Raw genomic sequence first — 14,344 nt, 5'->3', positions numbered from 1 at the left:
CGACCACCGCCGGCGCGTCGGACCAGCCCAGGAGGCACCCCATGACCACCCAGCGCACGCGACGCCGCACCACCGGCATCGCCACCGCGATCGCGCTCGGCGCCGTCGCCGCGGCGGCCCTCGTCGGGGTGTCCCCCGCGAACGCGTCCGGCAAGACGTCGACCGGCGGGGACTACGCCGTCACCGTGAACGGCACCACGACGAACCCCGCGGTCGGCAAGGACTTCAAGCTCAAGGACGTCGCCGTCGCCGGCACCATCGCGGTCCGCGGGAAGCACAACGGCTTCGACATCCGCGTCGCCGACCTCGGCGTGTACGACTACACGCTGACCGGGGCACCGGACACCCAGCGGATGGTGACGAAGCCGACCGTGGTGTTCGCGTCGAAGGTCCCGTCGCTCACCGCCGCGCAGCTCGCCGGCACGAAGCTCTCCTCGCTCGAGGTCCGCGACGACACGCTCGTGGCGATCTTCGGCACCGGCGCGGGCAAGTTCAAGATCCAGGCGAAGGACGGCGCCCAGGGCGGGATCTTCCAGATGGAGACCGAGTTCGCCCAGCCCGTGACGTTCACGCACACGCTCGGGGCCGGGCTGTTCTACTTCACCAACCCCTACACGGGGAAGATCAACTTCGGCGACGGCGTCGCGGCGGTGTCCTCGGGCAGCGACGCGCACCAGATGCTGCTCGGCAAGGACAGCCCGCAGGTCGCGACGAAGACCTCGCAGACCGCGACCACCACGACCTGGACGGTCCAGCCCGGCGGACGCATGGGTGGTGTGCTCGGCGAGGACGCGGTCGAGCTGTCGCAGGGCGCGACGAACTGCACGAGCGACTGCCAGGCGCAGAACCAGGTCCGCGGCTCCCTGCCGGTCCCGCCGGATCCGGTGGACCCGCAGCCGTTGCGCGTCGCCACGCGCTGACGCGACCACGCGACGGACGGACTGGAGGCCCGGTGCCAGCTGGCACCGCGCCTCCCGTCCGTCGTTCCGTCCCGCCCGCCCGCCCCGGCCCGAGACTCGGGCTCAGCGACGGTCCTCGTGCCGCCGACCGCGAAGACCGTCGGTCAGGACGAGACTCGGAGCCCGCTGCGACGGACCATGCCGCCCACGCGGGTCAGCGCGGGATGACCGAGAACATGAAGCGCTTCCGGATCATGTACCAGACCAGCAGGATCAGGGCCGTGTGGGCCGCGAAGCCGATCCACCCGTTGAACCAGTCCACGCCCGGGATCGACGCGATGGCCAGCGCGAAGAAGACCTGCCAGACGAACACGTAGAGACTCGCCTGCCCGATCGGGATCCACAGCCACCCGATGACGGCGCTGATGGGCTTCCAGAACACGGTGAGGATCGCGTACGAGACGATCGCGAAGAAGGCGATGTCGACCAGACGCCCCCACTGCAGGTCCACCCGCTGGTACGCCGTGTTGTACAGGTCGTTGTACATCGACGCGGGGAACGGTGCCGGGGTGAACCCGAACTGGTCGCCCGCCCACACGTAGACGAGGAACGCGGCGTACCCGGTGATCCCGATGCCGATCAGGACCTTGCCGAGTCGGCCGGTCAGCGCACCGATCACCTGGCGCCGGTAGTAGCCGAGCACCAGGCCGTGCGTGAAGACCACCTGCCAGGTGAGCAGCGGGAACACCGACTCGAACTGCGAGTTCAGCGGGCGGAACTCGGGGTTCAGCGCCTGGAACGCGTACAGCCCCCAGCTGACGAGGAGCAGCGCCCACCAGAAGCCGCGCCGGATCACCCACAGGAAGACGGGGATGAACAGGCTCAGCACCACGAACAGGCCCATGATGTTGAACGGCCACGGCCCCATCTCGAGCAGCAGGAACTGCCGGATCGCGAACCAGGGCGGCGGGTAGGCCAGCAGCTGCATCGCGTTCGGGTACAGGTCGTACACCCGGCCCTCGGCGCCGACGCCCCCGGTGCCGGTCCCCCGGTCGGTGAAGGTGGTGATCGCATCGGTGTTCAGGAACGGCACGAAGCTCAGCGCGAAGACGACCACGATCACCGCCAGGGTGACGACGTACTGCTTCCGCGCCCGCTTCCACGCCCCGACGGCCGCCACCCACTCGCCGAACTTCTTGATCGCGAACGGGTACGTCATGCCGAGCACCATGCCGGACAGGAACACGAACATCTCGGCGCCGGTGATCGCACCGGTGGCGTGCAGCGTGATGTACGAGTAGGGCCCGCCGATCTCGATGTGCGTGATCACCACCGCGAGGATGATGAACCCGCGGAAGAGGTCGAGGCGCAGGTCGCGCCCGGGCTTGCCGTCGTCGGGGTACCGCCAGCTCGGCAGCAGCCGTCCGACGAGCCCGCTCAGCAGGAACGCCGCTGCGAGGCCGAAGGCGCACCAGACGATCCACGCCATCTGGTCGCCGCCGGTCTCGTACTGCTGGCTGATCGCCGCGGCACCCTCCTGCGTCGTCACGCGCTCCGTCACCGGTCCGAGGACGAAGTCCCCGTCCTGTTCGAGGTCCGTCCGGAAGGACCCGGCGATCCCCGGGTCGGCCGTGTCCCGCCAGTCGGCGACGCGGTTGCCGGCCTCGGGCTCGCGCCGGTTCGTCTCGAGGAACGTCACGCCCCGGACCTCGGGGTGGTCCTGCACGGCGGCGATCACCTGCCGCCACCACGCCTGCTTGACCGGGAGCTCGGCCGCACCGCGCAACGAGTGGTCGTACAGCGCGCCGGTGTCGAGCAGCATCGGCCGGTCCTCGCCCTGAGCGAAGCGCTCGGTGAACGTGCCCTCGGACTGCGTCTGCTCGTAGCCCCAGGTCTCGTCGAAGCGTGCCGCGACCTCGCCGTCCTGCGGGACCTCGTTGCGGGTCAGCGGGACGTCGCGACCGGCGGCCTCGGTCGCCTTGCCCTTGCCGAAGAAGAACATCGACAGCCCGACCCAGTCGACGCTCTCGGCGCCGGGCCAGTACGGGCCGTAGGGGTCGTCGGCGGCGGTGAGTCGGCCGTCGCCGTCGGTGTCCAGCTCGGCGACGTCGCTGCCCGACAGGGTCTGCAGCCGCCCGGCGGACTCGCCGAACGGGTAGCCCGCGCCGTACGACGGCGACCACACCATGGCAGCGTCGGAGTCACCCGCGTGCACGGCCGCGGCCAGCGTCCGGAACGCCGGGACGAACGCGGTCGGCTGCTGTCCCCAGCGAACCCACGTGCCGTTCATCTGGGGAGCGAAGCGCACGAGCAACTGGGTGTCGTACTGCCGGTGGACCTCCTCGAACAGCCGGTTCGCCGCGGCAGCGTCGGCCTTCGTGAGGGACCGCAGCGACCGCGACGGCTCCAGGCTCACCGCGAGCACCGCGCCCTGGGTCGCCGCCGCGCGGGTCGCCCGCAGGAACTCGTCCCGTGCGCTGCGGTCGAAGGGGTACTCGATCTCGACCCCGTAGACCGACGGCGTCGCGCCGAGCCGACCCTCGTACCCGTCGGGGGCGTCGCTCCCCCAGTCGAGGTCCGGGCCGAACCACACGCGCCCGTCGGAGGGCGTCTCGCCGGCACGACCCGGAGCCGACACGGCCGACGCGGGGAGCGCCCCGCCGAGCAGCAGTGTCCCGACGACGACGAGGAACGCGACGGCCTTCGCCAGCGCGCCCCTCACCGGTTGCACGCCAGGGTCCAGATGTTGTGGCCGCCGGTGTGCTCGTGCTCGAGGCGGTCGAGCGCGGCGATCGCCAGCGCGAGGCCGCGACCGCTCTCCTCGTCGGGGTCGGCCATGGTCACGGCGGACAGGTCGACGTCGGCGGGGCGCCCGTTGTCGGTGAGCACCGCGACGAGCTCACGGTCCGTGGCGCAGAGCTCCACCGTGTACCCGCGGCCGGCCTCGGCATCGGTGCGTCGCGTGTGCTCGACGATGTTGGCGGCGATCTCGGCGAGGGCGGTCTCGAGCGAGAAGCGGAGACGGGCGTCGTCGATCGCCATGGTGTCCCACCAGGCGCCGAAGCGGTCCTGCACGACGTCGAGCGACTCGGCGACGGCCGGGACGTCGAAGGTCAGGTCGTGGTCGGTCACAGTGGGCCTCCTGCCGTCGAGGACACGTGTTCGGACTGCGGCGTCCCCGCCTCCGGTCCGCGGTAGAGCACGGCGCGGACGACGATGCTGAAGATGAACAGGTCGAAGATCACCCACGCGGTGTTCACGAGCGGCGCGATGCCGTCCGCCTGGCCCGTGGCGTACCGGATCGCGATCATCACGAGGGCGGCGACGAGCGCACCCATCGCGTACAGCTGGGGCTTCACGAGGTCCCACCGCGGTCGCTGGTCGGACTCGTCCTTGACCTTCGGCGTGACCCGGAACCCCAGTGGCTTGCCACGGAACACGTTCTCGAGCGCGCTCGTCACCGACTCGATCCAGACGGGGAACAGCGCGAGCGAGTACTGCTGCCCGCGCCACGTGGGTCTGCCGGCGGCCACCACCCAGAACAGCAGCTGGTTGAGCACGAGGAACGGGATGAGCCGCACGAAGAAGTCGACGCTGTAGGCCTGCACGGGCACGACACCGAACGACAGGCAGAGCACCGGGGCCGCGATGTACACGATCGCCGCGAAGCCCGAAAGGTAGCTCCACATGGTCGAGAAGTACATGAGGCGCTGCCCCCACGACAGGCCCTTCTGCACGAGGGGGTTCTCGCGGAAGAAGACCTGCATGGTGCCCTGCGCCCAGCGGAGTCGCTGCACGAGCATGGTGGGCAGGTCCTCCGGCGCGAGGCCCTTCGCCAGGATCTCGTCGTGGTACGCGGACCTCCATCCCAGGCCGTGCAGGCGCATCGCGGTCGCCATGTCCTCGGTCACGGAGATCGTGGCGAGCGGCATGATCGGCTGGGCCTCGTCGTCGCGGTTCACGTCGAGCGCCCGGGCGAGCACCGCGATGGACTCGATCGCGGCCACCGGCGAGGCGTCCCGTCGTCCGAGCACGTCGAGGGCAGCGTCGTCGAGGCCGGCGAAGGTGTCCGCCTCGGTCGACATCGCGGCGAGCTCCTGCAGGTCACGGCGGACCGACTCGAGGTCGGCGGCGGCGAACCGGTACGCGATCGCGTCAATGCCGCGCTGGAAGTCGTAGGTGACGTCGCCGAGCGGTTCGCCGCGGTCGATCTGGTCACGGGCACGGTCGACGACCTGCTCCGCACCGTCGAGCGCGTCGAGCACCCGCGGGTCGGTCTCGGTCTCGCGGGCTCGTGCGAGCAGCTTCCGCGACGTCTTGATGGTCCGCTCGACGGACTCCTCGACCTCGCGCACGTAGCGGGTCACGCCGAGCTGCATGAGTGCCTCGCGCCGCAGGATCGCGTTCGATCCGCAGAAGAACGCCGCGTTCCAGCCGTCCTTCGACTGCTGGATGGGCCCGTAGAACAGCGGAGCCTGGCTGCCGAGCAGGTCGGCCTCGGGCACGTTCTCGAACCACTGCGGCGTCTGGACCAGCGCCATGCGCTCGTCCTTGAAGTAGCCGAGCGTCCGGTCGAGGATCGACGGCTCCGGGACCTGGTCGGCGTCGAGGATGAGCAGGAACTCGCCCTGCGTCGCGAGCAGCGCGTTGTTGAGGTTGCCGGCCTTCGCGTGCCGTGGCCGGTCGACCCAGTCGGCGCCGCGCGTGATCACGCCGATGCCGAGGGACTCGGCGGCGGCGCGCATCTCCGGGCGGTTGCCGTCGTCGAGGATCCACGTGGCGTGCGGGTGCGTGATCGCCTTCGCCGCACGGGCGGTGCGGACGACCAGCTCGACCGGCTCGTTGTACGTCGTGATGAAGACGTCGACGGTGACGTCCCCGGCGGGCTTCGTCGGCGGTTCCCCGCGTTCGCGGAGTCGCCAGGCGCCGAACGCGAACAGCAGCGAGTCGATCACGCTGTAGGTCTCCGCGAGGATCAGCGGCACCGCGATCCACCACGAGTGCCAGTTCACCGAGCCGATCCAGCGCCAGACGATGTAGTTGACGCCGGCGATCGACGCGAGGAGCGCGACGGTGCGCACGGTCGCGAGCCGCTTGGTCGGGGTACCGGTGGTGAGTCGGCGACGGTCCTGACGGCTGACGTCGAGCGCGGTCATCGGCGTCCTTCCTGCTGCAGCCGGCGAGCGCTGGGTGAGTGCGCCGTACCGCCCTGTCTACCGCAGGCAGGGCACCGCTGTCAGCCCGCCGCCCCGTCCGCGGGGTGAGATCGGCTCATCCGGGCGCTGCGAGCCCCAGATCGTGCGCGAGGCGGACGATCACCTCGTCGAAGTACGCCGCCGGGTCGGTCACCGAGCCGACCGCGTGCCCGAACAGCTCGAACGACAGGACGCCGAACACCGTCGTCCAGGCGATCAGGGTCCGCAGGACGACCTCGGGCGAGGGGTCGTCGTGGAAGCCGCGCGCCCGTGTGGAGGCGACCGCGTCGGCGACGGCGCCCGGCGCTGCGGGCCGCGAGCCGATCGCGGGACCGGCACCGAGCCTCCAGTCCGGAGCCAGCTCGGACCCGGCGACTCCCGACCACGCGTCGGTGACGACGCGGACGAGCACGTGCGTCGTCCGCGAGGCGGGCTCGACCGTGTCCTGCGGTGCGACGTACCCGGGCACGGGTGAGCCGTACAGGAGCGCGAAGTCCCCGGGGTGCCCGATCGCCCACTGCCGGACGGCACGACACGCGGCGACCCAGCGGCCGACGTGGTCGGACCGGTCGACCGGCGCCTCTGCCGCCTCGACCGCGGCGCCGAGTTCGTCGTAGTCGAGCACGAGCAGCGCGGTGAGCAGGTCGTCGCGGCTCGGGAAGTACCGGTACACGGCGGAGGACACCAGGCCGACGTCACGAGCGACGGCGCGCAGGCTCAGCTGCGCCGGTCCCTCCTCGGTGAGCCGGGCGCGCGCGGCCGCGAGGATGCTCGCGTGCACGGCCTCCCGTGCCAGGGACCGGGCGGTCCTCGCCTTCTCCACCATGCCGTCAAGCGTGCCACGGGAGAGCACTGCACACAAACGAGAGCACTGCTCTTGCATCGGAGCCCGTCCGGCTGCATGATGGCTTCCGAGAGCACTGCTCTCCCGAATCTCAGGAGGAACCATGCCCCGTCACCACGTCGTCGTCGGCGCCGGCCCCGTCGGTCGCCACACTGCGGCACTGCTGTCCGAGCGTGGCGACGAGGTCGTCGTCGTCACCCGCTCCGGACGCGACACCGGTCTGCCCGGGGTCCGCCACGTCGGGCTCGACGCCGCCGACGCGGACGCCCTGACCGCCGTCGCGGACGGCGCGGCAGCACTCCACAACTGCGCGAACCCCGGCGACTACACGCAGTGGGAGCGGGTGTGGCCGCCGCTGGCGTCCTCCCTCCTCACCGCCGCCGAGCGGACGGGTGCCGTGTACGCGATCACCGGGAACCTGTACCCGTACGGCCCGGTCGACGGACCGATGCGCGCGGACCTGCCCGACGCCGCGACCGACCACAAGGGCGTCCTGCGGGCCCGGATGTGGGCGGACGCGCTGGCGGCGCACGAGGCCGGACGCATCCGCACGGTCGAGGTCCGCGGCTCGGACTACGTCGGCCCGGGCACCGGCGTCAACGGGCACGTCACGCGGGTGCTCCCGACCGCGATGCGGGGGAAGCCCGTCACCGTGATCGGGCGCTCGGACCAGCCGCACTCGTACACCGACGTCGGCGACGTCGCGCGGCTCCTCGTCGCCGCGGCGGACGACGAGCGGTCGCACGGTCGGACCTGGATCGTCCCGACCAACGCACCGCGGACCCAGGAGCAGGTCCTCACCGAGATGCTCCGGACGGCCGGTCGGCCCGCCGTCCGCGTGCGGTCACTGCCGATCGGCCTGCTCCGCGGGATCGGCGCGGTGTCCCCGTTCATGCGGGAGGTCGCGCAGCTCGGCTACCAGTGGTCGGCCCCCTACGTGGTCGACGACACCGCGACCCGGTCGCACTTCGGGTTCGGCCCGACGCCCTGGGACGAGGTCTGCCGCCGCACGGTGGACGGGCTGACCGTCTGAGCCGACCGGACGGGAGGCACGACCCGCGACGGGCGGGCGGCTCGCGTCCGTCCCGGAGTCGGCCCGGCAGTGGGCAGGGCCGATGGGGTCCCGCGACGCGACTGCGCGACCCCGGAGAACGGGGTCGCGCAGCGGATCAGTGGCCGGTCAGTGGCCGGTCAGTGACCGACCGATGGCTGGTCAGTGCCGGGGCTTGCGTGCCGGACGGTCGTCGTCGCGGCGGTCGTCACGGCGGGGACGGTCGTCCCGACGGGGCGCACGCGGTCCGCGGTCGTCGCGGTCGTACCGACGGGCACCGCCGCGGCGGTCCGGCGCGATCTCGATGAGCTTCCCGCTGATCCGGGTGTCGGCGAGCCGGTCGAGCACGCCCGGGTCCATGCTCTCGGGCAGCTCGACGATCGAGAAGTCGGGTCGGATCTGGATCGCGCCGAAGTCGTCGCGCCGCAGGCCGCCCTCGTTCGCCAGGGCGCCGACGATCTGGCGCGGCTCGACGCGGTGGCGACGCCCGACCTCGATCCGGTAGGCGGTCATCGGCTGCGAGCGGCGCGGCCCACGGTCCTCGCGGCCACCACGGTCGTCGTCACGGTCGCGGCGCTCACCACGGCGGCCGTCGCGGTCCACCTGGTTGCGGAGCTGGTCGTCGGCCGGGTCGAGCAGCAGCGGCGAGTCACCCTGCGCCACGACCGCGAGCGCGGCCGAGACGTCCTCGGCGGGCACGTCGTGGTTGCGGACGTAGTGCGCGATGACGTCACGGAACTTCTCGATGCGGTCCTGCTGCTCGAGCGCCGCGGTGATCGCGTCGTCGAACCGGCTCAGGCGCGTCTCGTTGACGTCCTCGACCGTGGGCAGCTGCATCTGCGTGAGCGGCTGCTTCGTGTGGCGCTCGATGGCCGACAGCAGCCGGCGCTCGCGCGGGGTGACGAAGCTGATCGAGTCGCCCTTGCGGCCCGCGCGACCGGTGCGGCCGATGCGGTGCACGTAGGACTCGATGTCGACGGGGATGTCGAAGTTCACGACGTGGGTGATGCGGTCGACGTCGAGGCCACGGGCGGCGACGTCCGTGGCGACCAGGATGTCGAGCTTGCCGGACTTCAGCTGGTTGACCGTGCGCTCGCGCTGCGCCTGGGCGACGTCACCGCTGATCGCCGCCGCGGCGTACCCGCGGGCGCGGAGCTTCTCGGCCAGGGTCTCGGTCTCGCTCTTCGTGCGGACGAAGATGATCATGCCCTCGAAGTCCTCGACCTCGAGGATGCGGGTGAGCGCGTCGACCTTCTGCGGGTACGACACCATCAGGTAGCGCTGCGTGATGTTCGCGGCGGTCTTCGTCTTGGTCTTGACGGTGATCTCGGACGGGTCGTTCAGGTACTGCTGCGAGATGCGACGGATCTGCGCGGGCATCGTCGCCGAGAACAGCGCGACCTGCTTGTCGTCCGGCGTCTCGGCCAGGATCGTCTCGACGTCCTCGGCGAAGCCCATCTTGAGCATCTCGTCGGCCTCGTCGAGCACGAGGTACTTCAGCTGGGACAGGTCGAGCGTGCCCTTCGCGATGTGGTCCATGATGCGACCGGGCGTGCCGACGACGACGTCGACGCCACGGCGCAGCGCGGACAGCTGCACGCCGTACGCCTGGCCGCCGTAGACGGGCAGGACGTGCACGTGCTTCATGTGCGACGCGAACTGCTCGAACGCCTCGCACACCTGCAGCGCGAGCTCACGGGTCGGCGACAGCACGAGGGCCTGGGGCACCTTGCTGCCCGACTCCATGCGGGACAGGATCGGCAGCGCGAACGCCGCGGTCTTGCCGGTGCCGGTCTGCGCGAGGCCGACGACGTCGCGCCCCTCGAGCAGCGTCGGGATCGTCGCTTCCTGGATGGCGGAGGGGGTCTCGTAGCCGATGTCCTTGACGGCCTTGAGCACCGGATCGCTCAGGCCGAGGTCGGCGAAGGTCACCACGGGCCCCTCGTCGGCGGTCTCGGTGGCGGTGGCGGTGTCCGTGCTCATGGGGAAACGGTACCTCGGACGGCGGACGCCCGCTGACGCGACCGGGCGAGCGGTGGCCGGACGGGAGGCGCGTGGCGGCGCCGCGACGCGCCTCCCGTCCGTCGCCATTTAGTTGCATTCCGGAACCACCGGATGTATCGTTGCGCGGTCTGCAAAGTTACACAGTACGAAAAAGGAGTTCGATGACCGCCACCGCACCCGTCTCGGTGCAGCAGGGCCGCGACACCGCCGGCCCCGACGCGGCGACCGGCGCGCACGCGCCCGGCACCTCCGGCCAGCAGCCGCTCATGACGCACCGCCAGATCCTCCTGGTGATCTACGGCCTGATGGCGGGCATGTTCCTGTCGTCCCTCGGCCAGACGGTGTTCGGCACGGCGATCCGCACCATCGGCGACGACCTGCACGGTCTCGACCAGCAGGCATGGGTGACCACGGCCTACCTGATCACGTCGACGATCGCGACGCCGATCTACGGCAAGCTCTCCGACATCTTCGGCCGACGGCCGCTCTACATCTTCGGCATCGTCGTCTTCATCCTCGGCGCCGTGCTGTCCTCGATGTCCACCTCGATGCTCATGCTCGCGGCCTTCCGTGCCGTGCAGGGCATCGGCGCCGGCGCGCTCATGTCGCTGCCGCTCGCGATCATGGGTGACATCCTCGCGCCGCGTGAGCGTGCGAAGTACCAGGGGTACTTCCTCGCCGTGTTCGGCATCTCGTCCGTCATCGGACCGCTCATCGGCGGCCTGCTCGCCGGCTCCTCCGAGATCCTCTGGATCACCGGGTGGCGCTGGGTGCTCCTCATCAACGTGCCGATCGGCGTCGCCGCGCTCATCATGGTGATCGTCTTCCTGCACCTGCCGAAGGTGCACGGCAAGGGCGACAAGCCGAAGGTCGACTGGTGGGGCGCGACGGCCGTCATCGTCACGCTCGTGCCGCTGCTGCTCGTCGCCGAGCAGGGCCGCACCTGGGGCTGGGGCTCGCCCGCCGCGATCGCCAGCTACGTGATCGGTGCGCTCGGACTCGTCGCACTGCTGCTCGTCGAGTCGAAGATGGGCGACGCGGCGATCATCCCGCTGAAGCTCTTCCGCTCCGGCACGTTCTCGATGGCGACCGTCATCGGGTTCCTGGTCGGCTTCGCGATGTTCGGCGCCATGCTGACCATCCCGCTCTACCTGCAGATCGTCGTGGGCCTGACCCCGACCGAGTCGGGCTTCGCCACACTGCCGCTCGTCGGTGGTCTGATGATCGCGTCGATCACCTCGGGCCAGATCGTCGCCCGTGTCGGCCGCTACCGGATCTTCCCGGTCATCGGCACGTTCCTGGTGTCGGCCGGCTACGTCGTCCTGACCTTCATGACGATCGACAAGCCGCTCTGGTTCCTGATGATCGGCATGTTCCTGATCGGCCTCGGGCTCGGCTCGGTCATGCAGTCGCTGACCCTGGCGTCGCAGGGCTCGGTCGAGGCCCGGGACATGGGCGTCGCGACCAGCTCGGCGACGTTCTTCCGGCAGATCGGCGGAACGCTCGGCACCGCGGTGCTGCTCTCGATCCTGTTCTCGGTCATGCCGAGCAACATCCTGACGGCGACCGCGAACCAGGCCGACCTGAAGCCGGCGCTGTCGGCCGCACTCGACCCCGCGGTGGCGAGCAAGCCGGCGAACCAGGGCGCGATCGACACGATCTGGGCCCCGATCACCACCCCGCTGCAGCAGACCGTCCAGGGGAAGCTCGACGACGCCTCGGCGCAGGCGAAGCAGGCGGCCGACCAGGCCGTCACGCAGCAGGTCACCGCGGCCGTGCAGCAGCAGGTCGCCGCCGGTGCCGTGCCCGCAGCCGCGGCGCAGGGCGTGATCGACCAGCAGGTCGCAGCGGCCACCCCGGCCGCAGAGTCCGCAGCCCTCGAGGCCGTGGCGGACGAGGCGCACGCCAGCGTCCAGGACGGCACGGTGTCGGTCGACTGGTCGAACGCCTCGCAGCGGTCGTACTGGGTGGACGAGCTCACGCCGGCCCTGGCGAAGCAGATCGACGACGGCGCCAGTTCGGACTCCGCGGCGACGAGCACGAACGACACCTCGTTCCTCACCGGCGCCGACAGCCGCCTCACGCGGCCGTTCATGGCGGGCTTCAACGCCTCGTCCGTGACGATCTACTGGGTCGGACTCGGCGTGATCCTGCTCGCCTTCGTGCTCACGTGGTTCTTCCGGGTGCCGCCGCTGCGCCAGCGCTCGGCGCTGCAGGAACAGCACGACGCCGCGAACGGATCCTCGTCAGACGGCTCCTCGTCCGACGGTTCCTCGTCCGATGTCGACCGCTCGGCGCCGTCGGCCGAGGCCGAGCTCGAGGCCCGCGCCGGGCTCGCGGCAGCCGAGGCCGGATCGTTCACCGGGCCGATGACCGGCTCCACGCCGACCCAGCGTCGGTGACCCCCGGCCGCCCGCACCCCGCCCGGGGTGCGGGCGGCCTCCCCGTGCCGGACCCGTCCGGCGCAGACGACCCGGGCCACCGCAGGACACGGTGGCCGCCCAGCACCACAGGAGTGCACGTGAGCACCACAGCAGCACCGGAGCCGGTCACCGCGCCGTGCACGTTGCGCGAGCGGAAGAAGCAGCAGACCCGGCAGGCGCTCCACGACGCCGCCCTGACGCTCGTCTCCGAGCACGGTCTCGACGGCGTCACCGTCGAGCAGATCTGCAGCGACGCCGACGTCTCCCCGCGGACCTTCTTCAACTACTTCACGTCGAAGGCGCACGCGGCGCTCGGTCTCGACACCGTCGAGGTGCCGGAGTGGGCGGCCACGCGCTTCGCCGAGGCGGACGGCCGACTCGTCGACGACCTGTGCGTCCTGATCGCCGCGACCGTCCCGCTCTCCCAGGACCGCCGCCGGATGAAGGAGCTCCTCGTGCTCCGACCCGAGATGGCACCGATGGTCATGCAGTGGATGGCCGAGTCGCGGCAGTCGCTCCTCGCCACGGTGTCGTCGCGCACCGACGAGCAGACCGCTCGCACGGCCGTCGGACTCGTGCTGTCCGCGCTGTCCGAGGTCGCGCACCGCGACACCGTCGGTGACAGCGACGAGCTCGCGGTGAAGCTCCGCACCGTCGTCGCCGAGATGGGCGCGATCGCCGCGTCCTGATCCGCGCCCGCGGTGCGACGCACGGTGCCGCACGGCGCTGCGGGGTTCCACAGGGTCCCTTCGGGAAGCCGCAACCGATCGTCCGCGAAGGTTCCTCGCCGCCTACGCTCGCGGCACCGGACGTACCCGACGACCGGTCCCGGCGCGGTCTCCCGACGCTCCGGGGATCCGCGAGGAGCACCATGCACCACGTCCCGAGCGCTCGGTCCGCAGCGCGCACCACCGCAGCGGCTGCCGCCGTGCTGGTCGCCGCCGCACTCGGCGTCCTGCCGGCCGCCACGGCCCGGGGCGCCACCCAGCCCGTGTCGGCGTCGACAGCGTCGTCGTCGCCGACACCGGTCACCCCGCCGACGACGGCGGACGTGCCGTCCTGGGCAGCGGCCACCAGCGAGTCCTCCCCCCAGGTGCTCCCGACCGTCCGGGCCGGCGAACCGTCCTCCGCCGACCTGCGCGCACGGGACGCCGACGGAGCCGCGTACTCGCTCACCACCGCGGACGGCGCCACGGCCCACCCGGACGACGGGCTGACCTTCGCCCACGGTGTGCTCTCCGGCACCCCGACCCACGCGGGCACCGCCACCGTGCGGGTCACCGCGACGACCGCGGTCGGCTCCGCGGAGCACTGGGTGCGCTGGACCGTCCTGCCCGCTGCCGCCACCGGCGTCGGCGTGGTCGTCCGCACCGTCCCCGCCGCGTCGGACGGGACGTACACCTGGGTCGGTGCCGACGGCCGGGTCTACCCGGATCCGCTGGGCGTGGCGCTCGGCGGCTCCCTCACGCTCGAACCGTGGACGACCGACCGGTTCGGCAACACGGTGGCGGTCGCCGAGGACGCCGAGGTCCGTGCGAGCGACGACGCCGACCGGGTCGACCGCGCCGACGGGACCGTCACGGTGACCTTCACCGGTGCGGCGTCGCAGACCGTCCGGGTGTCGGTCGACGGCACCGCGACCACGTTCCCGGTGCGGGTGACCGGCGGACGGGCGGCGACCGCTCCCGAGGGAGACGCCACCACCGCAGCCCGGGTCGGGCAGGACCCGGACGGTGGTCCGTCGAGCGCCCGCTCCGTCGCGGACACCGCCGGCGAGCTCGCCTGGACCGGGGCCGATGCCGCCGTGCCGATCGGCTGGGCCGTGGCGCTCCTCACGCTCGGCACGGCCGTGGTCGGACTGCGCCGGGCGCGTCGGACGCGGCACCGCGCCTGAGCCGGGCGGCCGGCCCGAGACGCCGGCGTTTCGC

Annotated in this window: 10 protein-coding genes; 5 read left to right on the top strand and 5 right to left on the bottom strand. The window is 71.6% G+C overall.

Going from position 1 to position 14,344, the window contains the following annotated elements; genetic code table 11:
• Nucleotides 1-41: 41 nt before the first annotated feature.
• Entirely contained in the window at nt 42-920 is an 879-nt protein-coding gene (locus ACH0A8_RS00530) for a hypothetical protein (protein ID WP_406906088.1), read from the top strand.
• A 193-nt stretch (nt 921-1,113) separates the two neighbouring features.
• On the opposite strand, the gene opgC is transcribed toward ACH0A8_RS00530, so the two are convergent.
• The 4 genes from opgC to ACH0A8_RS00510 form a co-directional block, all read right to left on the bottom strand.
• On the bottom strand, nt 1,114-3,630 hold the full coding sequence (gene opgC, locus ACH0A8_RS00525; protein WP_406906087.1) for an OpgC domain-containing protein: 2,517 nt from the start codon (nt 3,628-3,630) through the stop codon (nt 1,114-1,116).
• Nucleotides 3,618-4,031: an ATP-binding protein gene (locus tag ACH0A8_RS00520; RefSeq protein WP_066652386.1), complete on the bottom strand. Its 414-nt coding sequence runs from the start codon at nt 4,029-4,031 to the stop codon at nt 3,618-3,620. The genes opgC and ACH0A8_RS00520 overlap by 13 nt, the downstream gene beginning before the upstream one ends.
• On the bottom strand, nt 4,028-6,055 hold the full coding sequence (locus tag ACH0A8_RS00515; RefSeq protein ID WP_406906084.1) for a glycosyltransferase: 2,028 nt from the start codon (nt 6,053-6,055) through the stop codon (nt 4,028-4,030). The genes ACH0A8_RS00520 and ACH0A8_RS00515 overlap by 4 nt, the downstream gene beginning before the upstream one ends.
• Nucleotides 6,056-6,170: 115 nt before the next feature.
• The gene (locus tag ACH0A8_RS00510; protein WP_406906083.1) at nt 6,171-6,920 is read right to left on the bottom strand and encodes a TetR/AcrR family transcriptional regulator; all 750 of its coding nucleotides are present in this window, start codon (nt 6,918-6,920) and stop codon (nt 6,171-6,173) included.
• 121 nt (nt 6,921-7,041) lie between these two features.
• Between ACH0A8_RS00510 and ACH0A8_RS00505 the strand changes: the two genes are divergently transcribed.
• Nucleotides 7,042-7,971 carry an NAD-dependent epimerase/dehydratase family protein gene (locus tag ACH0A8_RS00505; RefSeq protein WP_406906082.1) on the top strand — a complete coding sequence of 310 codons (930 nt, stop codon included), beginning with the start codon at nt 7,042-7,044 and terminating at the stop codon, nt 7,969-7,971.
• Nucleotides 7,972-8,151: 180 nt separating this feature from the next.
• Here the strand turns inward: ACH0A8_RS00505 and ACH0A8_RS00500 are convergent, their stop codons facing one another.
• A complete protein-coding gene (locus ACH0A8_RS00500) occupies nt 8,152-9,972 on the bottom strand; it encodes a DEAD/DEAH box helicase (protein ID WP_066652376.1) in 1,821 nt (606 codons plus the stop codon).
• Between the two features lie 182 nt (nt 9,973-10,154).
• Between ACH0A8_RS00500 and ACH0A8_RS00495 the strand changes: the two genes are divergently transcribed.
• The 3 genes from ACH0A8_RS00495 to ACH0A8_RS00485 all read left to right on the top strand — a co-directional run bounded on the left by ACH0A8_RS00495 (nt 10,155) and on the right by ACH0A8_RS00485 (nt 14,310).
• A complete protein-coding gene (locus ACH0A8_RS00495) occupies nt 10,155-12,395 on the top strand; it encodes an MDR family MFS transporter (protein WP_066652372.1) in 2,241 nt (746 codons plus the stop codon).
• Between the two features lie 119 nt (nt 12,396-12,514).
• Nucleotides 12,515-13,105, top strand: coding sequence for a TetR/AcrR family transcriptional regulator (locus ACH0A8_RS00490; RefSeq protein ID WP_066652370.1), 591 nt, complete (start codon nt 12,515-12,517; stop codon nt 13,103-13,105).
• Between the two features lie 182 nt (nt 13,106-13,287).
• Entirely contained in the window at nt 13,288-14,310 is a 1,023-nt protein-coding gene (locus tag ACH0A8_RS00485) for a hypothetical protein (RefSeq protein WP_406906079.1), read from the top strand.
• The last annotated feature ends 34 nt before the right edge of the window (nt 14,311-14,344 follow it).

Origin of the sequence: Curtobacterium sp. 179-B 9B NHS, assembly GCF_045370965.1 — a bacterium.
In the GTDB taxonomy this organism is placed as follows: domain Bacteria; phylum Actinomycetota; class Actinomycetes; order Actinomycetales; family Microbacteriaceae; genus Curtobacterium.
Note: the sequence above shows the minus strand (reverse complement) of the source record. Positions and strands in the feature narration are given on the sequence as shown.